Source organism: uncultured Bradyrhizobium sp. (genome assembly GCF_947648125.1).
GTDB lineage: Bacteria > Pseudomonadota > Alphaproteobacteria > Rhizobiales > Xanthobacteraceae > Bradyrhizobium.
The window spans coordinates 108,811-127,665 of record NZ_CANSMR010000010.1 but is presented as its reverse complement, the minus strand read 5'-3'; the positions used below and the strand labels follow the sequence as shown (position 1 = coordinate 127,665).

Here is an 18,855-nt window from a genome sequence, read left to right as displayed (position 1 = left end):
CGCGAAGCAATCCACCGCTCAGCATACGCTGAAGTATGGATTGCCTCGTCGCTTCGCTCCTCGCAACGACGCGAAGTTCTCAATTCACCTCGAACCGGATCGGCAGCTTCTTCGGGCCACTGACAAAATAGGCCTGCGTCATCTTCACCTCGCCATCGAGCGACAGCGATTTCAGGTGCGGCAGCAGCTCCTCGAACAGGATGCGCATCTCGAGCTTGGCCAGATACTGGCCGAGGCAGAGATGCGCGCCATAGCCGAACGCGACGTGGCGATTCGGCTTGCGGTCGCTGCGGAAGCGATCGGGGTCCTCGAATACGTCCTCGTCGCGGTTGCCCGAGGCGTAGCACAGCATCAGCCAGTCGCCCTTCGCGATCTTGCGGCCGCCGAGCTCGGTATCCGCGGTGGCCGAACGCATGAAATGCTTGACCGGCGTCATCCAGCGGATCGCCTCGTCGACCAGGCCCGGGATCAATTCCGGGTTGGCCTTCACCTTGGCGAATTCCGCAGGATCCCTGGCCAGCGCCCAGATCGCGCCCGCGGTCGAGGATGAGGTGGTGTCGTGGCCCGCGGTCGCGACGATCATGTAATAGCTGGTCTGATCGTGCTCCGGCATGTAGTCGCCGCCGATCTTCGCATTGGCGATCACGGTGGCGAGATCGTCGCGCGGGTTCTGTCGACGTTCCTCGGTGATCTTGCGGAAGTAGGCGGAGAAGTCGGCGATGATCGCCTGCAGCATCGCGGAGACCTGCTCCGCGCTCAGCGCGTCGCGGACCCGCGCGGTGTCGGGATCCTGCGGTCCGAACAGCTCCTGCGTCAGCTTCAGCATGCGCGGCTCGTCCGCCTCGGGCACGCCGAGGATCTCCATGATGACGTGCAGGGGATAGCCGAGCGCGACGTCCTCGACGAAATCGCAGGCGCCGCCCCGCTCGAGCATGCGCTGCACCGTGGCGCGCGCGATCTCGCGGACGCGGCCCTCGAACTTGCCAAGATTGGCCGGCATGAACCAACCCTGCGTCAGCGCGCGGTATTTCGGATGGTCGGGCGCGTCCATCTGCACCAGCGAGCGCACCAGGTTGGGCCCGCCGGTGATCTTGCGGACGCGCTCCTCGAGCGCCTGCGTCGTCAGCGTAGTCGGGCGGTCGGCATTGTGGAACAGATCGTTCTGGCGGCTGATCGCCTGGATATGGGCGTGCTTGGTCACCACCCAGAACGGGTCGAAGCGGTCGGGCCGCGCGATGCCGAGCGGATTGTTGGCGCGCAGCCAGCGATAGCTGTCGTGGATGCGATCGTCGGCATAGGCGACGGGATCGACGAGGGTTTCCGCGATGTTGGCGGGGATATCAAAATCCCCGGTCGTTGCCGTGTCCATGATCGTCCTCATCTGCCCAAGCACCGGTCGCGCGCCGATGATCGCCGAAATCTAGGCGGAGGTAAGGAGGACGACTTGCGTTGATTGGCTAAAGGTCTCGCTGCAGGCGCGATTGCGCGGAGCGACGAAGCGATGACGTGGGGCTCAATAATGCCCGAACGCCACCGGGCGGAACGCCTGCAGCAATTGCTGGTCGAGCTTGCCGCCCATCTCCTCCATCATGGAGAACGCCTTGGCGTGGGTGAATTGCAGCCGGTAGGCGCGCTTCTCGACCAAAGCGGCATAGACATCGACGATCGTGGTGACGCGGACGATGTCGCTGATCTGGTTGCCGCTGAGGCCGTTCGGATAGCCGGTGCCGTCGAGGAATTCGTGATGATGCAGGATCACGTCGAGCATTTCCGGCGGGAAGCCGCCCTGCGCCGACAGCGCCTCGTAGCCGCGGCGCGGATGCTCTCGCATCTCGGCCATTTCCTCGACCGTGAAAGCGCCGGGCTTGTCGAGCAGCGCGACCGGAACGAAAGCCTTGCCGACATCGTGCAGCAGCGCGGCACGGGCGAGCCGGCGCTGGTCGTCGTCGCGCATGCCGAGGTGCTGCGCGAACGCCACCGCAAAGCCGGTCACGAACAGGCAATGGCGATAGGTTTCCTGGTGATGGCAGCCGACCGTGGTCAGCCATTCACGCAGCGAATTGTGCTTGATCGCCTTGAGGATCTTGTTTTCGGCGGCGACGATGTCCTCGAATTTGAGCGGCTCGCCGGCGCGCATCCGCTCGAACATCTTGACCATCACGCCGTGCGCGGCCTCGACGCCGCGGTTGAGCGCCTTGCCGCGATCGGTCTCGTCATAGCCGCTGTTGTCGGGAAACGCGGCGCGGATGCGCTGCAGGATGCCACGCGCGTCGAACGGCCGCGAGATCGTGTCGGTGGCGCCGAGCGCCCAGGCCTGCATCGAGGCGTGATGCAGCGCATCCGCCAGCACGAACAGCCGCGGCATCTCGCGATAGGCGTCGGCCTGCAGCTTGGCGCGGACCATCTGCACGGCTTCGGGCGAGCGCAGATTGATGTCGACCACAATGCCGGAGAGATCGTGGGCCGGCTGCTCGGGAATATCCGAGGTCGGAACGGTGTCGACCTCGCCCACCGAGCGCAGGATGCTGGCGAGTTCGTTGCTCTGATCGCTTCGATCCGACGCCAGCAGCAGGCGGCGCTTCGAAGTCTGGTTGTTGGCTAAAGCTGTCATGCAATCCCCGTCGCGGTAACGACCGACGCCGGGACGCTACCTGACGATGCGTTCCCTCCGGCTTAATGGGGATGCTGAACGGCGGTTAAGCGCAATGGATACAATTTGAGGAACCGCGGAATCCACCAGCGGAATCAGGCCGGCAGAAAATGATGGCGGGCGGCCGCAGCGCCGACGAATCGTGAATTTTCGCGGCGTCAAAGACGGCGACGCCGCCCCCACCCGGCCGACGCTTGGAGCAAAGAAAAACGCCGGAGAGCGCTGTGCTCTCCGGCGTCTTCATTGGTTCAGGCCGTTACGCCTTCATCGCAGCCTTGACGGCCTCCGCGGTGATCGGCAGGCCGCGGACGCGGGCGCCGACCGCATTGAAGACGGCGTTGCCGATCGCCGGCGCCACCACCGTCACCGCAGGCTCGCCGACGCCGGTCGCCTTCTCGCCATTGGCGATGACGTTGACCGCGACTTCCGGCAGCTGGCTCATCCGAAGCGGCGTGTAGCTGTCGAAATTGGTCTGTTCGATGCCGCCGTCCTTCAACGTCGCCTTCTCGAACAGCGCCAGTGACATGCCCCACAGTGCCGCGCCCTCGACCTGGGCCCGGATGCCGTCGGGATTCACTTGCGTACCAACGTCGGTCGCAACCGTCAGCTTCTTCACCGTCACCTCGCCCGAGGGGGCGACGGCGACGTGGGCGACACAGGCGGTCCAGCTCGCCGTGGCGCGCTCCTGCGACGACACGCAGGCAACGCCCATGCCTTCGCCCTTGGGCAGCTTCTTGGTGCCGTAGCCGGCGAGACCCATCGCCGCGAGCAAGGTGTTACGGAGACGCTGCGCGCCGCCGTCGTTCTTGCCCTTGCCGTCGAGCAACTCGACGCGAAGCAGGGCCGGATCCTTGCCGGTCGCATGCGCGATCTCGTCGATCATGCTTTCGACCGCCCAGAACGTCCAGCCCGGCGCCACCGAACGGAGCTGACCCGACGGGGTGGCGTTGTGCGCCATCTCGTTCTTGATCGCCCGCACATAGTGGTTGGGGACGGTGTAGAAGAAGTCCGAACCGTTCACGGTGAAAGCGTCGAGCGGTCCCTTCTTGTCGACCGAAGGCGACAGGAAGTCGGGGATGCCCCAACGCTGGGTCGGCCAGGCTGAGACCACGTCGTGGCTCAATGCGACGAGCTTGCCGTCGCCGTCCACGCCGGCCTTTACTTTCTGGTAGGTCAGCGGACGCGAGAAATCCATCGTCATGTCGTTCTCGCGCGTGTAGATGACCTTGACCGGCTTGCCGACGGCCTTGGCCGCCTGCACCGCAGGCACCATCATGTCGGCGTCGAGACGCCGACCGAAGCCGCCGCCCAGCCACATCTGGTGCATCACCACGAACTTCGGATCGATCCCGGCGGCGCCGGCTGCGATCGCACCGGAGCGAGTCGCGAACTGGTTGCCGGAATAGATGTGCAGGATGTCGCCCTTGAACTCCGCGGTGGCGTTCATCGGCTCCATCGGCGCGTGGATGTTGATGTTGGTGGTGTATTCCGCCTCCAACACCTTGGCCGCCGTGCCGAAGGCTGCGTTCGGATCGCCGTCCTTGACGAAGAACTCGCCGGAATCGCTCAACCCCTGAAGCCGCTTGGCCTCGGCGAACAGCGATTCGCTCGACAATTTGGCGTTCGGACCGCCATCGTAGTCGATCTTCAGCGCCGCCGCCGCCTTCTTGGCGTTGGCGTAGGTGTTGGCGACCGCGACGACCCAGCCGGTCGTGGTCGTGGTCTTGTCGTCCAGGGTGACGGCCTTGATGAAGCCCGGCACCTTCTTGGCCGCGCTATCGTCCACCGACTTCACGGTGGCGCCGTAGCGGACCGGCGGGGTGACCAGCGCGCCGTGGACCATGCCCGGCAGCATCACGTCGATGCCGTACTTGGCGGTGCCGTTGACCTTCAACGGAATGTCGAGCTGCGGCACCGAGACGCCGATCATGGTGTACTGGTCGGCCGACTTCAGCTTGATCGCCTTCAGATCATCCGCCGTGAAGGTCTTGGTCGCCTTGCCGCTCTTCACCACCTCGGCGAATGACATCGACTTCTTCGACTTCGGATGGCTGATCGTGGACGCGCGCACCACCAGCTCGCTGGCCGGCACGCCCATCGAGGCCGCCGCCGCCTCGGTCAATGCGATACGGCCGGCAGCGCCGGCGCGGCTCATGGCGTCGAAGTTCATCATCGTCGACCAGCTGCCGCCGGTGATCTGCGCGCCCAGCACGGGATCGTTGAACTTCGGATCGTTGGAGGCGAGCTGGACCCGCATGTCCTTCCAGTTCGCGCCGAGCTCTTCGGCCACGATCTGCGCCATCGTCGAGGCGACGTGCTGGCCCATGTCGGCCTTGCCGCAGGTCACGGTGACGAGGCCATCGGGCGCGATCGCGTACCAGACGCTCGGCTCGAAGTTGGCGGGTGCAGGGGCCGCGAGCGCGTGGTCGATGCCGGACGCGGCGTAGCCGAGCACGAGACCGGTTGCAGCGGTGCCGACCAGGAAGGAACGGCGGCTGAGATCGGTCGTCTCGGGGGCGAGGTCTTTCACGTGCTTGTTCATGTGGCCCTCCGCTCGGATCCGGTGGCCGATGCGGTGCGCATGTCGGACGCAGCGCGCATGATCGCCTTCTGGATTCGTGAATAGGTCATGCAACGGCAGAGATTGCCATCCATATGCGCGACCACTTCTTCCTTCGTCGGGTTGGTGTTCTTCGACAGCAGCGCTGCCGCCTGCATGATCTGGCCGGACTGGCAGTAGCCGCATTGCGGCACCTGCTCGGCGACCCAGGCCTTCTGCAAGGGATGTTCGCCCTTGGCGGAGAGGCCTTCGATGGTGGTGATCTTCTTGCCGACGGCGTCGGCGAGCGAGGTCTGGCAGGACCGCACCGCTTCGCCGTTGAGATGAACCGTGCAGGCGCCACAGAGACCGGCGCCGCAACCGAATTTGGTGCCCGTCATCTGCAATTGCTCGCGGATGACCCAAAGCAGCGGCGTGTCATTGGCCGCTTCGACGGACATATTCCGTCCGTTGATATTGAGATTTGGCATCTCTCTCCCCTTCCGGTGTAGGAAGCCGCTTACGGCGGCAACTCACTGTTGGGTCATGGCTGGCGCCCACCGGGTAAGCGACAGTTGCCGAAACAATGATCCGGTTCCCGGCTGGAGGCAATCCAATTTGGAATTGCTCGAAAAGAATAAATTTCGGAAACTGCCGGTTGTGCGATGCGGAAACGGCATGAAGCTTTGAAATGCCAGTATTGATGCCATATCGATCACTCCTACCAAGGTCGGTAGCGCTGCCGGACCTGACATCGACAGCAGAAGGAGCCCGTCAATGGCCAAGCTCAACCGCAGCGGCGTCGATATCTACTACGAGATTCACGGCAGCGGCCCACCCCTGATCCTCACCCACGGCTATTCGTCGACCTCTGCGATGTGGCACGGCCAGATCGAGGCGCTGTCGAAGCGGCACAAACTGATCCTGTGGGACATGCGCGGGCACGGCCAGTCCGACTATCCGGAAAATCCGGATGCCTATAGCGAAGCGGCGACGGTCGGCGACATCGCCGCCCTGCTCGACGTTGCCGGCGCCGACAAGGCGATCGTCGGCGGCCTGTCGCTCGGCGGCTACATGTCGCTTGCCTTCCACCGCGCCCATCCGGAGCGGGTGCGCGCGCTGTTGATCATCGACACCGGCCCGGGATTCAAGAAGGATGACGCCCGCGAGGTCTGGAACACACGCGCCCGCGACACCGGCGACCGTTTCGATCGCGAAGGGCTCGAGGTGCTGAAGTCGCTGAGCGCCGAGCGCGCGTCGGTCACGCATCGCAATGCCAAGGGCCTGGCGCTCGCCGCGCGCGGCATGCTGGCGCAACGCGATGCGCGGGTGATCGAGTCATTGCCCGGGATCAAGGTGCCGTCGCTGGTTGTGGTCGGCGCCGACGACACGCCGTTCCTGGCGGCGTCCGATTACATGGCGGCGAAGATCCCGGGCGCACAGAAGGCGGTGATTCCGAACGCCGGCCATGCTGTCAACATCGATCAGCCGCAAGCCTTCATCGCCGCCGTGCTGCCGTTCCTCGATAGCCTTGAAGCGAGTGCGCCGGAAAAGACCGCGTCATGAAGACGATCGCCGTCGCATTGTTGCTGACTGCCGCCGCAACAGAAGCGAGCGCGCAGAAGCTGCCGTTCGTAACTGCCCCGTCTACCTTCACTGCGACGCTGTCGAACAACACGCCACTGGTGTTCGGCATGGACGTCGCGGACGCGCAGCGCGCACTGGGCACGCCGCTCACCTATGTCAGCGGGCGGCCCGGCAACGAGATCTTCCTGACCTTCCGCGACCTCGGGGGCAGCGGGCTGTTCCCGCACCATGACCGCCTCTTCCTGCAATTCCGCAAGGGCCGGCTCGCCGGCTGGAAGGGCGACTGGGGCGAGAACTGGATGTGGCGCTAGAGCATGATCCGGAAAAGTGCGGAGCGGTTTTCCGAGAAGATCATGCTCAAAATATGAGGCGCCTTCATCATCGAAAGCTTCATGCAACCCCCAACATGACAAGGATGGACCATGGGACAAGACATCAGACTGAAAGCTTCGGACGGATTTGAACTCGGCGGCTATCGCGCCGATCCCGCCGGCGCGCCGAAGGGCGCTGTTGTCGTGATCCAGGAGATATTTGGCGTCAACCACCACATCCGCTCGGTCTGCGACCGGCTGGCGAAGGAAGGCTATGTCGCGGTTGCGCCGTCGATCTTCGACCGCATCACACCGAACTTCCAGAGCGGCTACTCCCCCGACGAAGTCGCAGAGGCGCGGAAGTTCGTCGCCAATCCGGACTTTGCCGCGATGCTGCGCGACAGCCAGGCGGCGATCGACACGGTGAAGTCGGTCGGGCCGGTCGGCATCATCGGCTTCTGCCTCGGTGGCAGTATCGCCTATGCGGCCGCCACCAAGCTGTCCGGGCTCTCGGCCGCGATCGGTTATTACGGCGGCGCCGTCGTGCGCTTCGCCGACGACAGGCCGACCGTGCCGACGCAACTGCATTTCGGCGAGAAGGATGCAGGCATTCCCTTGAGCGATGTCGAGACCATCAAGTCGAAGCGGCCCGAGGTCGAGGTCTTCATCTATCCCGGCGCGCAGCACGGCTTCCATTGCGACGAGCGCGCCAGCTACGACAAGGCGAGCGCCGAGACCGCCTGGCCGCGCAGCATGGAATTTTTTGGAAAGCATCTGCGCTGACCGTCATTGCCGGGCTTGACCCGGCAATCCATCTTCTTCGGGAGACTCTTCGTAAATGGATGCGCGGGTCAAGCCCGCGCATGACGAGCGGTGGTCAGAACCAGCGCTCGCCGACGAACACCGTATCGCCCGGGCTCATCGGTGTGCCCAGCGGCACCACGAAGCGGCCGGCGCCGGACGCGTCCGTGTGGGTCAGCGTCACGCTGTCGCGGCGGGCACGTGGCGAGAAGCCGCCGGCGATCGCGACCGCGCTCTCGACGGTCATGTTCGGCACGTAGGGATACTGGCCCGGAGCCTGGACCTCGCCGAGGATGAAGAACGGCCGGTAGGATTCGATCTCGACCGCCACCGAAGGCTCGCGGATGAAGCCGTTGCGCAGCCGTGCAGAGATTTCACCGGCGAGCCCGGCCGGCGTGCGGCCACGCGCCGGCACCGAGCCGATCAGCGGCATGGTGATCGAGCCGGCGGCGTCGATCGCATAGGAGTTGGTCAGGCCTTCCTGGCCGTAGACCACGACGCGGAGCTTGTCGCCCGGGCCGAGATGATAGGAGTTGTCGTAACCGGCGGGCCCACCCGGTGCGGCGGCATAGACCACCGGGGCGGCGACCGGCGCGGCATAGCCATAACCAGGAGAAGCACTGGCGAAGGCGGAGCGTAGTGCGCTGATGGCACCGCCGCCTCCGTCAGCAACCGGAGCGGGTGCGTAGCCCGGTCCATAGGTGACGGCATCGACACCTTGCGGGCCGACGGCGACCGGACCGGACGTGCTCATGCAGCCAGACAGCGCGAGCGCAGCCACAACGGCAGTGATCGGCAATCGTAACGCGTGTGCAACCGGCACCGGACCTATCCCTCAACGGCGAGACAAGCCCAGTCTTGCACCACTTATGGTTAATAAAAGGTTTTCGAGGACCGAGTGGGAGCCGGAACGCCCGCCTCCCCCTCGATTTAGCGCATGACAAGAGCGATCAGGCGTTGACGCCGACGCCGATCGGGCAGGACACGCCGGTGCCGCCGAGCCCGCAATAGCCCGCCGGATTCTTGGCGAGGTATTGCTGATGGTAGTCCTCGGCGAAGTAGAACTCGCCGGCCGGTGCCACTTCCGTCGTGATCGCGCCGAGGCCCTTGGCGGCAAGCGCCTTCTGATACATCGCTTGCGACGCATCGGCGGCTTTGCGCTGCGCGTCGCTGAACGTGTAGATCGCGGAACGATACTGCGTGCCGATGTCGTTGCCCTGGCGCATGCCCTGCGTCGGGTTGTGGTTCTCCCAGAACGTCTTCAGCAGTTTCTCGTAGGAGATCTTCTTCGGGTCGAACACGACCAGCACGACTTCGGTGTGGCCGGTGCGTCCCGAGCACACCTCTTCATAGGTCGGGTTCGGCGTATGGCCGCCGGCATAGCCGACCGCCGTGGTGTAGATCCCGTCGCCGAGTTCCCAGAACTTCCGTTCCGCGCCCCAGAAGCAGCCGAGCCCGAACACGGCCTGCTCGAGGCCTTGCGGATAAGGCGGCGTCAATTTGCTGCCATTGACGAAATGCGTGGTCGCGGTCGGGATCGGCGTCGCGCGGCCAGGCAGCGCCTCGGCGGCGCTTGGCAACGCGGTGGTCTTGCGCATGAACAACATGGATACCTCCGGGCGGGACATCGGCCGACGCGGCAACGGCCTGCGGGCCGGCTGTCACCTATATATGTCCTTACGCGGATGATGGCAGCCCCGTTACTGACCGTTGCGGCCCGTTCAGTCGCGCGCGTAGCCGATCAGCGGCTTGCGCGGCCGGAATAGGATCATCAGCAGGATGCCGGCAATGCCGAGCACCGCGAACACCGGCTGCTCCAGAAGCACGCGGATCACGTCGTTCCAGAGCCAGGGCGCGAAGCGATCCACCCAGGCATGGAACGCCTGCTGGCTCGACTGGTGGATATCGTTCCAGAACTGGCCGAACTGGGTAAACCGCAGGCTCTGGTCGGCGACGTAGCGGGCCCCGTCATAGACCATGAAGATGAAACTGCCGGCCAGCAGCAAAAGGCCGATCAGGCGGAAAAAGCCGCGGATCATGCGTCACCCTAACTCCCTGTCGCGCCCCACGCGTCGACAGGCCTTACCGGGCGCCCCCCGGAAATTCAACCTCTTCAGCGACTTATCCGGCCCCCGCGAGGCCGATTTCAGGCCCTTTTTCGGTCCCGAAAGCGTTGACGGTTAAGCCTGCGCCATCTATAAGACCGGCCGATGGCGGCGGGCGCAATCCTGCCGCCGCTGTTCTTTGGACAGTGCCGCATGCGGGGGCAGCATTATGCGCCTTGGCATGGCCGCCTCAAGGACACCCAAGAAAACCACCTTGGACAAATACATCAGAGTTGAGATTTGAACCGGCCGGTGCGCGCAAGCCCGACCACCGAGCGATCACCGCCGAAGGACAGTTAGAGAACCATGGCCAACACCACCTCCGCCAAGAAGGCGACCCGCAAGATTGCTCGCCGCACCATCGTCAACAAATCGCGCCGCACGCAGATGCGTGGCGCGGTTCGCACCGTCGAGGAAGCGATCAAGAGCGGCGACCGCGAGGCGGCACTCAAGGCGATGAGCAAGGCCGAGCCCGAACTGATGAAGGCAGCGCAGCGCAACATCATTCACAAGAACCTCGCGAGCCGGAAGGTGTCGCGCCTTACGCAGAGCATCGCCAAGCTCGCCAAGTAAGCTCAGCGAGTAAAGCTCGCCGCGTGAGCTGACTGAACAACCCATTTGTCACGAAGCCCGGCTCGCGCCGGGCTTTTTGTTTTGGCCTCGCATTTTGTCGTGGAAGTTTCATAGCGCGAGAAGAGTCGGCGTTGCCGCGCAACGAACTGCGTGTCATGTTTCGTCGCGTCCGTAGTTCTACCGGCCCAATATGCTTAATGCGTCGCACTCGCGCAGATTGTTCGGCGCTAAGCGCGATAAATGGAATAGGGCGCGGCATCTCGCGTCGAAAATTGCGACGCGGGTTACCCTGCAAAAGTAATCGTGAAAACTCACGCGTCGCGAATTACTTATGCACATAGCGCTGAGCAGCGATTGGAAAAATGACCGGCGCGAGACCAAATGTAAATTTTCTATGAAAAATTTTTGGTATTGCACCGTCGTTTGTGACACGCGTGAATCTGTGCGCTGATTCAAAAACTTGCTTTCGCAACTCCGCGTCGGCAACACCGCAACAGTCGCGAAGAGTCTCGATCCCCGTCGAATCCACGGATTGTCAGAAAATACGCTTGGTGTATTTATTTCTTGTTCGCGACGCCCACGGCTCTCCAGATCAGCGCGGTTTGAGACCCAAGGGCGGACGTGCAAATCGGCGGCGGTGTGCGCGTTAGCGACGCTTTCCAAGCGAAGCTAGATTGACGGCTCATAGCGATATGAGGACGGTCGACCTGTGTCAAAATATCTCCGGCGGTGTCCCCGGCAATTTGGGGGATCGAACAAGAGAGACCAGGACGTCAGTCGGAATCTGGCAGCGGGGACGTGGCGCAAGCGAACGGATTGACGGCGACACGCGGCGGCGAAGCGCCGGGCATTTCGGTGTTCGGTAGCAGCAGTTCGATTTTGAAGACACGAGCAAGCTGACAACTTGCCGCGATACGTCGCGGCGGGAGGGGGAGGACTTATGCCTTACGGTATCATCACTGCAGTCGAACCAACGACAGCCCAAGTGCAGATTTCCTGTGGTGCCGTAATCAACCCCTCGGACGCTGGCTCTTACCCGCAGAGACCGTCGAGTACGCGCTGACCTCGCGGGACGCATCTTCTCCAAACAGCTGACCTGTCGCGTGGCGCATGGCCGCCACACGGGAGAGCTTTGTCCGGAGCAGACCGCGCCCGCTAGAGGTCGCGTCGTGGCAGGACCCCTGCACGGCGCTTTCGCAATCATCATCTCTCAGTTTTGGAAAAGTACGAAGGCAATGACGAACACGGAACAGGATCGCTGGTCGCGGGTAAAGGGACGTTTGCGGACGAGCGTTGGCGAGGACGTCTACACGAGCTGGTTCGCACGGATGGATCTGGAGAGCGTGCACAACGAGAGCGTGCATCTGTCGGTTCCGACCCGGTTCCTCAAGAGCTGGATCCAGGCGCATTACGCCGAACGCGTGCTCACCTGCTGGCAGGCCGAGATGCCCGAAGTGCATCGCATCGACCTCACCGTGCGCTCGGCGATCCGCGCGACGGCTCCGGTGAAGGAAGCGGCTGCGCCGGTCGAAGTGCGCCGTGTCGAGCGCCATGACGGCCGTCCCGCGCCTGAACTGCGTTCGTTCGCGACGGCGCCGGTGTCCGCCAGCCATGACGCGCTCGGCGGCTCGCCGCTCGATCCGCGCCTGACTTTTGCAAGCTTCGTCGTCGGCCGTTCCAACACGCTGGCCCATGCGGCTGCGCGCCAGGTCGCGGAAGGTCGCCGCGGCGATCCAGTGATGTTCAACCCGCTCTACATCCATGCCGGCGTCGGCCTCGGCAAGACGCACCTGCTGCAGGCAGTGACCTGGGCCGGCAATTCCGGCGGCGAGCGCAAGGTGCTGTATCTCACCGCCGAGAAGTTCATGTACGGCTTCGTTGCGGCGCTGAAGACGCAGACGGCGCTGGCGTTCAAGGAGGCGCTGCGCGGCATCGACGTGCTTGTCATCGACGATCTGCAGTTCCTGCAGGGCAAGTCGACGCAGGCCGAGTTCTGCCACACGCTGAACGCGCTGATCGACGCCGGCCGTCAGGTCGTGATCGCGGCCGACCGTCCGCCGTCCGACCTCGAAAGCCTCGACGACCGCGTGCGCTCGCGGCTCGCCGGCGGCTTGGTGGTCGAGATGGGCTCGCTCGGCGAGGAACTGCGACTTGGCATCCTGAAGTCGCGCGTCGCCGCGGCCCGCGCCCACCATGCGACCTTCGATGTGCCGGAGGAAGTGCTGGACTATCTGGCGCGCACCATCACCCACAACGGCCGCGACCTCGAAGGCGCGATCAACCGCCTCTTGGCCCACTCCAAGCTCAACAACCAGCCGGTGACGCTGGAGATGGCCGAGCGCGAGGTCCGCGACCTGATCCGCCCGCAGGAGCCGAAGCGGATCAAGATCGAGGACATCCAGCGCGTGGTCGCCCGGCAGTACAATGTCAGCCGTTCCGACCTCCTGTCGTCTCGCCGCACCGCCAACGTGGTGCGTCCGCGCCAGGTTGCGATGTATCTGGCCAAGACGCTGACCCTGCGCTCGCTGCCGGAGATCGGCCGACGGTTTGGCGGCCGCGACCACACCACGGTGTTGCACGCGGTGCGCAAGATTGAGGCACTGGTCGCCAAGGACACGACGCTGTCAGAGGAAGTCGAATCGCTGAAGCGTCAGCTGCAGGAATAGGACTGCGGGAATCAGGCCGCCTCATTTGGCTGGCTCGTTCCATAGCCCTCCCCTTGATCAAGAGGGGAGGGCTAAACTTTTTTCCGGCCCAAAACGTGGGGAACGGGGCCCGTTTCGCGCCCGTATCCCTTGCACCGGCCGCCCATCCGCGCCACCTTGCGGTCCCCCCGTGGGTTTGATCAAATCCGGTATTGATCTGGCTTATCGGGTTTCCAATGCCGCGGTGCTGCCCTGAACGGCCGCCCGGCTTTTCCATCTGAGGGATCTGGCGGGTATTGCAATGAAGGTCACCGTCGAGCGCGCGCAACTCCTGAAATCGCTGGGTCACGTTCACCGCGTGGTCGAGCGCCGCAACACCATCCCGATCCTCGGCAACGTGCTGATCCGCGCCGAGGGCGCCAAATTGTCGCTGAAGGCGACCGACCTCGATCTCGAGGTGACGGAGACGCTCCCGGCCGAGACCGGAACCGCCGGCTCGACCACGGTGCCTGCGCACATGTTCTACGACATCGTCCGCAAGCTGCCTGACGGCTCGCAGATCGTGCTGGAGGCCGACGGCGACCGCTCGGTGCTCGCGGTGCGTGCCGGCCGCTCGCGCTTCACGCTGCAGACCCTGCCCGAGAGCGATTTCCCGGGCCTTGCCGCCGGCGACATGACGCACTCGTTCTCGCTACCGGCGTCCGACATCAAGCGCCTGATCGACCGCACCCAGTTTGCGATCTCGACCGAAGAGACCCGCTATTACCTCAACGGCATCTATCTGCACGCCGCCGGCAGCGCCAAGGCTGCGACCCTGCGCGGGGTTGCGACCGACGGCCATCGCCTGGCGCAGATCGACCTCGCGCTGCCCAAGGGCGCGACCGGCATGCCCGGCGTGATCGTCCCGCGCAAGACCGTCGGCGAGGTGCAGCGGCTGATCGAGGGCGACGACGCCGAGATCTCGATCGAGCTGTCCGACGGCAAGATCCGTTTCACGCTCGGCAATGTGGTGCTGACCTCGAAGCTGATCGACGGCACCTTCCCGGACTATGGCCGCGTCATTCCGCAGAACAACGACAAGGAACTGGTGGTCGACAAGAAGGATTTCGAGGCTGCCGTCGACCGCGTCTCGACTATCTCCAGCGAACGCGGCCGCGCGGTGAAGCTGGCCTTGTCCGCGGGCAAGCTGGTGCTCTCGGTCACCAACCCGGATTCCGGCAGCGCCACCGAAGAGATCGAGGTCGAGTACGCCTCCGATGCACTCGATATCGGCTTCAACTCGCGCTATCTGCTCGACATCGCCGCCCAGATCGAGGGCGAAGTCGCGGTGCTGAAGCTCGCCGATCCCGGCTCGCCGACCCTGGTGCAGGACCGCGACAGCAAGGGCGCGCTCTACGTGCTGATGCCGATGCGGGTGTGATTTCTCCTCTCGTCATGGCCGGGCTTGACCCGGCCATCCATCGAACAAGAGATGACCTATTGGGTGTACATCCTCGCGAGCAAGCCCGGTGGAACTCTCTACGTTGGCGTGACCAACAATCTGGTCCGGCGAGTTTACGAGCATCGCGAGGGTCTCGCCGAAGGCTTTACCAAGAAGTACGGCATCAAGACGCTCGTCTATTTTGAGGCCCATGAGACAATCGCCGCGGCGCTTCAGCGCGAGAAAAACATCAAGCACTGGTCGCGTGAGTGGAAGATTGATCTGATCGTTGCCGGCAATCCCGACTGGCGAGACTTATATGATGAAATTGTCCGCTAGCGCGGACGATGGATTGCCGGGTCAAGCCCGGCAATGACAAGGTAACATGACCCCGTCCCGCATTCATCGCTTGTCGCTGACGCATTTCCGCAATTACCGGACGGCGACGCTGCAGGTCGCGGGCGACATGGTGGTGCTGGTCGGGCCGAACGGCGCCGGCAAGACCAATTGCATGGAGGCGGTCTCGTTCCTGTCGCCGGGCCGCGGCCTGCGCCGCGCGACCTTGGAGGACATCGCCGATAATCAGGGCGACGGCTCCTGGGCGGTCTCGGCCGAAGTCGAGGGCGCGCTCGGCCTCGCCACGCTCGGCACCGGCATCGATCCGCCGACCGGCGAGGCGAGCAACAGCCGGCGCTGTCGCATCGATCGCGAACCGGTGGGTTCGGCGACCGCGTTCGGCGACCATCTGCGCATCGTGTGGCTGACGCCGGCGATGGACGGCCTGTTCATGGGCGCAGCGTCCGAGCGGCGGCGCTTCTTCGACCGCCTGGTGCTGGCGATCGATTCCGAGCATTCCAGCCGCGTCTCGGCGCTGGAGCGCTCGCTGCGCTCGCGCAACCGGCTGCTCGAAGTGCGCAACTACGACGACCATTGGTGTGACGCGATCGAGCGTGAGACCGCGGAGCTTGCCGTCGCGGTCGCCGCATCGCGCGGCCAGACCGCCGCCAAGCTTGCCGCGATGCTGCGCGAGCGCGGCGCGGCCTCGGCCTTCCCCTCCGCCGAGATCATGCTCGACGGCTGGATGGAGAATGCGCTGCTGCAGGAGCCGGCAACCGCAGTGGAGGACCGCTACCGCGAGATCCTGCGCGCCAGCCGTCCGCGCGACGCCGCTGCCGGGCGCACGCTCGACGGCCCGCATCTGACCGACCTGCAGGTGGTCTACGCGCCGAAGAGCATGCCGGCGCGCGACGCCTCGACCGGCGAGCAGAAGGCGCTGTTGATCGGGCTGATGCTGGCGCATGCCACGATGGTCGCGGAGATGACCGGCATCGTGCCGCTGCTGCTGCTCGACGAGGTCGTCGCCCATCTCGATCCCAATAGGCGCAAGGCGCTGTTCGAGGAGCTCGCCAAGCTCGGTGCACAGGTCTGGATGACCGGCGCCGATCCTGCCGCCTTCGTCGATATCGGCCCGCGAGGAGAGATTTTCGACGTCGAATCCGGCCGCGCCACACGGCGCGGCTGAGCGCGCGAAATCAGCTCCGAAAGGGGCTCGAATCTGGCTTCGAATCGGGCTTTTCAGAGCCTCCGGAATCGGCCTTTGAGAGCCTTGAAACAGGCCGAAAAAATCCTATTTATTCAATAGTTTGTAGACAGAGACTTTGCGCTAGGCGCAACTCGTCTTTCATGGCACAAATAGCGGAATCAGCGCCTCATTTTGTGCAGCTGATTCGGGACATCCTCGAAGGCCTCACATGACTGAACCTGCCCGGCAGACCCCTGCCGAATCTGAGCATCCCATTCCGGCTGAATATGGTGCGGAATCGATCCGGGTGCTGAAGGGCCTCGACGCCGTCCGCAAGCGGCCCGGCATGTATATCGGCGACACCGACGACGGCTCCGGCCTGCACCACATGGTCTACGAGGTCGTCGACAACGCGATCGACGAGGCGCTGGCAGGCCATGCCAGCCGCGTCCTGGTCACCCTCAACGCCGACAATTCCGTCACCGTCTACGACGACGGCCGCGGCATTCCGGTCGACATCCACAAGGGCGAAGGCGTCTCGGCGGCCGAGGTCATCATGACCCAGCTGCACGCCGGCGGAAAGTTCGACCAGAACTCCTACAAGGTCTCCGGCGGTCTGCACGGCGTCGGCGTCTCCGTGGTCAACGCGCTGTCGAGCAAGCTGGGCTTGCGGATCTGGCGCGACGACAAGGAGCACTACATCGAATTCGCGCACGGCGATGCCGTGGCGCCGCTCAAGGTGGTCGGCGATGCCCCGGGCAAACGCGGCACCGAGGTCACCTTCCTCGCCTCGCCCGAGACCTTCAAGAACATCGAATATGATTTCGCGACGCTCGAGCACCGGCTGCGCGAGCTCGCCTTCCTCAATTCCGGCGTCCACATCGTGCTGTCCGACATGCGCCACGCGGTCGAGAAGCGCGAGGAGATGCACTATTCCGGCGGCGTCGAGGAATTCGTCAAATATCTCGACCGCAACAAGAAGGCGATCGTGCCGGCGCCGATCATGGTGCGTTCGGAAGCCAATGGCATCGGCGTCGAAGCCGCGCTGTGGTGGAACGACAGCTACCACGAGAACGTGCTGTGCTTCACCAACAACATCCCGCAGCGCGACGGCGGTACCCATCTGGCGGGCTTTCGCGGCGCGCTGACGCGCCAGGTCAACGGCTATGCCGAGGCCAATGCGAAGAAGGAAAAGATCGCGCTGACCGGCGACGATTGCCGCGAAGGCCTCACCGCGGTGCTGTCGGTGAAGGTGCCCGATCCGAAATTCTCGTCGCAGACCAAGGACAAGCTGGTGTCCTCGGAGGTTCGACCGGTGGTCGAGAACGTCCTCAACGAGGCGCTGGCCGCCTGGTTCGAAGAGAATCCGAAGGAAGCCAAGGAAATCGTCGGCAAGGTGATCCAGGCCGCCGCGGCCCGTGAAGCTGCGCGCAAGGCGCGCGAGCTGACCCGCAAGAACCCGCTCAGCGTCTCCTCGCTGCCCGGCAAGCTCGCCGACTGCCAGGAGAAGGATCCGGCGAAGTCCGAACTGTTCATCGTCGAGGGCGACTCGGCAGGCGGCAGCGCCAAGCAGGGCCGCAACCGCGAATTCCAGGCCGTGCTGCCGCTGCGCGGCAAGATCCTCAATGTCGAGCGCGTGCGCCCCGACAAGATGCTGTCGTCGGAGCAGATCGGCACCCTGATCACCGCGCTCGGCACCGGCATCAGCGACGATTTCTCGGTCGAAAAGCTGCGCTATCACAAGATCATCGTGATGACCGACGCCGACGTCGACGGCGCCCATATCCGCACGCTGCTGCTGACCTTCTTCTATCGCCAGATGCGCTCGATCATCGATGGCGGCTTTCTCTATATCGCCCAGCCGCCGCTCTATAAGGTCTCGCGCGGCAAGTCCGAGCAATATCTGAAGGACGAGCGCGCGCTCGAGGATTACCTGATCTCGACCGGGCTCGACGAATGCGTCTTCAAGCCGGCCTCCGGCGAAGACCGCTCGGGCCGTGACTTGCTGTCGCTGGTCGAAGACGCCCGGACGATCCGCTCCGTGCTGCGCAACCTGCACAGCCGCTACAATCGCGCGGTGATCGAGCAGGCCGCGATCGCCGGCGTGCTGACACCGAAAATCACCAGCGATATCGCGACCGCCAACTCCGCGGCCGATTACATCGCCAAGCGGCTCGACGCGGTTGCCGACGAAGTGGAGCGCGGCTGGGTCGGCACGTTCACGGAAGGCCAGGGCTTCCAGTTCGAGCGCACCGTGCGCGGCGTCAAGGAAGTGGCCGTCATCGACGACGCGTTTCTCGGCTCGGCCGATGCACGCAAGCTCGACGAGTATGCGACCAGGCTGCAGGAGATCTACGTGCGGGCGGGCAAGCTCCGGCGCAAGGATGCCGAGCAGACCATTCATGGCCCGATCGACCTGTTCGAGGCTGTGACCGATGCCGCCCGCAAGGGCGTCTCGCTGCAGCGCTACAAAGGTCTCGGCGAGATGAATCCGGAACAGCTGTGGGAGACCACGCTGGACACCGAGGCGCGCTCGCTGCTCCAGGTGAAGATCAAGGAGGTCGACGAGGCCGACGATATCTTCACCAAGCTGATGGGCGATGTCGTCGAACCGCGCCGCGACTTCATCCAGGAAAACTCGCTCAGCGCTACCATCGACATCTAGGGACCTGCTCCCGGCGGCTGAGATGACGTGTCCGTGA

At 64.2% G+C, this 18,855-nt stretch carries 16 protein-coding genes; 9 read left to right on the top strand and 7 right to left on the bottom strand.

Annotated elements, in window-relative coordinates; translation table 11 throughout:
- Positions 1-79: 79 nt before the first annotated feature.
- The 4 genes from Q0030_RS19460 to Q0030_RS19445 all read right to left on the bottom strand — a co-directional run bounded on the left by Q0030_RS19460 (position 80) and on the right by Q0030_RS19445 (position 5,680).
- Complete coding sequence (locus tag Q0030_RS19460) at positions 80-1,369, bottom strand: cytochrome P450 (RefSeq protein ID WP_298370411.1); 1,290 nt, start codon at positions 1,367-1,369, stop codon at positions 80-82.
- A gap of 144 nt (positions 1,370-1,513) precedes the next feature.
- A complete protein-coding gene (locus tag Q0030_RS19455; protein WP_298370409.1) occupies positions 1,514-2,611 on the bottom strand; it encodes an HD domain-containing phosphohydrolase in 1,098 nt (365 codons plus the stop codon).
- A 295-nt stretch (positions 2,612-2,906) separates the two neighbouring features.
- Entirely contained in the window at positions 2,907-5,192 is a 2,286-nt protein-coding gene (locus Q0030_RS19450; protein ID WP_298370406.1) for a molybdopterin cofactor-binding domain-containing protein, read from the bottom strand.
- Complete coding sequence (locus tag Q0030_RS19445) at positions 5,189-5,680, bottom strand: (2Fe-2S)-binding protein (RefSeq protein WP_050425001.1); 492 nt, start codon at positions 5,678-5,680, stop codon at positions 5,189-5,191. The genes Q0030_RS19450 and Q0030_RS19445 overlap by 4 nt, the downstream gene beginning before the upstream one ends.
- Positions 5,681-5,966: 286 nt before the next feature.
- Here Q0030_RS19445 and Q0030_RS19440 point away from each other — a divergent pair, with 286 nt between their 5' ends.
- The 3 genes from Q0030_RS19440 (at position 5,967) to Q0030_RS19430 (ending at position 7,870) form a co-directional block, all read left to right on the top strand.
- A complete protein-coding gene (locus Q0030_RS19440; protein WP_298370400.1) occupies positions 5,967-6,755 on the top strand; it encodes an alpha/beta fold hydrolase in 789 nt (262 codons plus the stop codon).
- Positions 6,752-7,087 carry a hypothetical protein gene (locus tag Q0030_RS19435; RefSeq protein WP_298370399.1) on the top strand — a complete coding sequence of 112 codons (336 nt, stop codon included), beginning with the start codon at positions 6,752-6,754 and terminating at the stop codon, positions 7,085-7,087. Before Q0030_RS19440 ends, Q0030_RS19435 begins: the two co-directional genes overlap by 4 nt.
- Before the next feature lie 111 nt (positions 7,088-7,198).
- Positions 7,199-7,870 carry a dienelactone hydrolase family protein gene (locus Q0030_RS19430; RefSeq protein WP_298370398.1) on the top strand — a complete coding sequence of 224 codons (672 nt, stop codon included), beginning with the start codon at positions 7,199-7,201 and terminating at the stop codon, positions 7,868-7,870.
- 94 nt (positions 7,871-7,964) lie between these two features.
- Here Q0030_RS19430 and Q0030_RS19425 read toward each other — a convergent pair whose 3' ends face one another.
- The 3 genes from Q0030_RS19425 to Q0030_RS19415 form a co-directional block, all read right to left on the bottom strand.
- A complete protein-coding gene (locus tag Q0030_RS19425) occupies positions 7,965-8,642 on the bottom strand; it encodes a polysaccharide biosynthesis/export family protein (RefSeq protein WP_298370755.1) in 678 nt (225 codons plus the stop codon).
- A gap of 196 nt (positions 8,643-8,838) precedes the next feature.
- Positions 8,839-9,495 (bottom strand): peptide-methionine (S)-S-oxide reductase MsrA, encoded by a 657-nt coding sequence (msrA, locus tag Q0030_RS19420; protein ID WP_298370396.1) that lies wholly within the window; start codon positions 9,493-9,495, stop codon positions 8,839-8,841.
- 114 nt (positions 9,496-9,609) lie between these two features.
- Positions 9,610-9,927, bottom strand: coding sequence for a hypothetical protein (locus tag Q0030_RS19415; RefSeq protein WP_223971711.1), 318 nt, complete (start codon positions 9,925-9,927; stop codon positions 9,610-9,612).
- A 372-nt stretch (positions 9,928-10,299) separates the two neighbouring features.
- On the opposite strand from Q0030_RS19415, the gene rpsT reads away from it, so the two are divergent.
- From rpsT to gyrB, 6 genes are all read left to right on the top strand, one after another.
- Positions 10,300-10,566, top strand: coding sequence for a 30S ribosomal protein S20 (gene rpsT, locus Q0030_RS19410; protein WP_029079417.1), 267 nt, complete (start codon positions 10,300-10,302; stop codon positions 10,564-10,566).
- Positions 10,567-11,801: 1,235 nt separating this feature from the next.
- A complete protein-coding gene (gene dnaA / locus Q0030_RS19405; protein WP_298370385.1) occupies positions 11,802-13,232 on the top strand; it encodes a chromosomal replication initiator protein DnaA in 1,431 nt (476 codons plus the stop codon).
- 280 nt (positions 13,233-13,512) lie between these two features.
- On the top strand, positions 13,513-14,631 hold the full coding sequence (dnaN, locus tag Q0030_RS19400; protein WP_298370382.1) for a DNA polymerase III subunit beta: 1,119 nt from the start codon (positions 13,513-13,515) through the stop codon (positions 14,629-14,631).
- Between the two features lie 51 nt (positions 14,632-14,682).
- Entirely contained in the window at positions 14,683-14,970 is a 288-nt protein-coding gene (locus tag Q0030_RS19395) for a GIY-YIG nuclease family protein (protein ID WP_212057902.1), read from the top strand.
- Between the two features lie 46 nt (positions 14,971-15,016).
- On the top strand, positions 15,017-16,153 hold the full coding sequence (recF, locus tag Q0030_RS19390) for a DNA replication/repair protein RecF (RefSeq protein ID WP_298370375.1): 1,137 nt from the start codon (positions 15,017-15,019) through the stop codon (positions 16,151-16,153).
- Between the two features lie 229 nt (positions 16,154-16,382).
- Positions 16,383-18,818, top strand: a complete 2,436-nt coding sequence (gene gyrB, locus Q0030_RS19385) for a DNA topoisomerase (ATP-hydrolyzing) subunit B (protein WP_298370373.1) — start codon at positions 16,383-16,385, stop codon at positions 18,816-18,818.
- The last annotated feature ends 37 nt before the right edge of the window (positions 18,819-18,855 follow it).

Bases quoted from the DNA above. Each gene is read 5' to 3' on its own strand.
- Q0030_RS19460 (WP_298370411.1), bottom strand. From the start codon at position 1,369: ATGGACACGGCAACGACCGGGGATTTTGATATCCCCGCCAACATCGCG.
- Q0030_RS19455 (WP_298370409.1), bottom strand. From the start codon at position 2,611: ATGACAGCTTTAGCCAACAACCAGACTTCGAAGCGCCGCCTGCTGCTG.
- Q0030_RS19450 (WP_298370406.1), bottom strand. From the start codon at position 5,192: ATGAACAAGCACGTGAAAGACCTCGCCCCCGAGACGACCGATCTCAGC.
- Q0030_RS19445 (WP_050425001.1), bottom strand. From the start codon at position 5,680: ATGCCAAATCTCAATATCAACGGACGGAATATGTCCGTCGAAGCGGCC.
- Q0030_RS19440 (WP_298370400.1), top strand. From the start codon at position 5,967: ATGGCCAAGCTCAACCGCAGCGGCGTCGATATCTACTACGAGATTCAC.
- Q0030_RS19435 (WP_298370399.1), top strand. From the start codon at position 6,752: ATGAAGACGATCGCCGTCGCATTGTTGCTGACTGCCGCCGCAACAGAA.
- Q0030_RS19430 (WP_298370398.1), top strand. From the start codon at position 7,199: ATGGGACAAGACATCAGACTGAAAGCTTCGGACGGATTTGAACTCGGC.
- Q0030_RS19425 (WP_298370755.1), bottom strand. From the start codon at position 8,642: ATGAGCACGTCCGGTCCGGTCGCCGTCGGCCCGCAAGGTGTCGATGCC.
- msrA (WP_298370396.1), bottom strand. From the start codon at position 9,495: ATGTTGTTCATGCGCAAGACCACCGCGTTGCCAAGCGCCGCCGAGGCG.
- Q0030_RS19415 (WP_223971711.1), bottom strand. From the start codon at position 9,927: ATGATCCGCGGCTTTTTCCGCCTGATCGGCCTTTTGCTGCTGGCCGGC.
- rpsT (WP_029079417.1), top strand. From the start codon at position 10,300: ATGGCCAACACCACCTCCGCCAAGAAGGCGACCCGCAAGATTGCTCGC.
- dnaA (WP_298370385.1), top strand. From the start codon at position 11,802: ATGACGAACACGGAACAGGATCGCTGGTCGCGGGTAAAGGGACGTTTG.
- dnaN (WP_298370382.1), top strand. From the start codon at position 13,513: ATGAAGGTCACCGTCGAGCGCGCGCAACTCCTGAAATCGCTGGGTCAC.
- Q0030_RS19395 (WP_212057902.1), top strand. From the start codon at position 14,683: ATGACCTATTGGGTGTACATCCTCGCGAGCAAGCCCGGTGGAACTCTC.
- recF (WP_298370375.1), top strand. From the start codon at position 15,017: ATGACCCCGTCCCGCATTCATCGCTTGTCGCTGACGCATTTCCGCAAT.
- gyrB (WP_298370373.1), top strand. From the start codon at position 16,383: ATGACTGAACCTGCCCGGCAGACCCCTGCCGAATCTGAGCATCCCATT.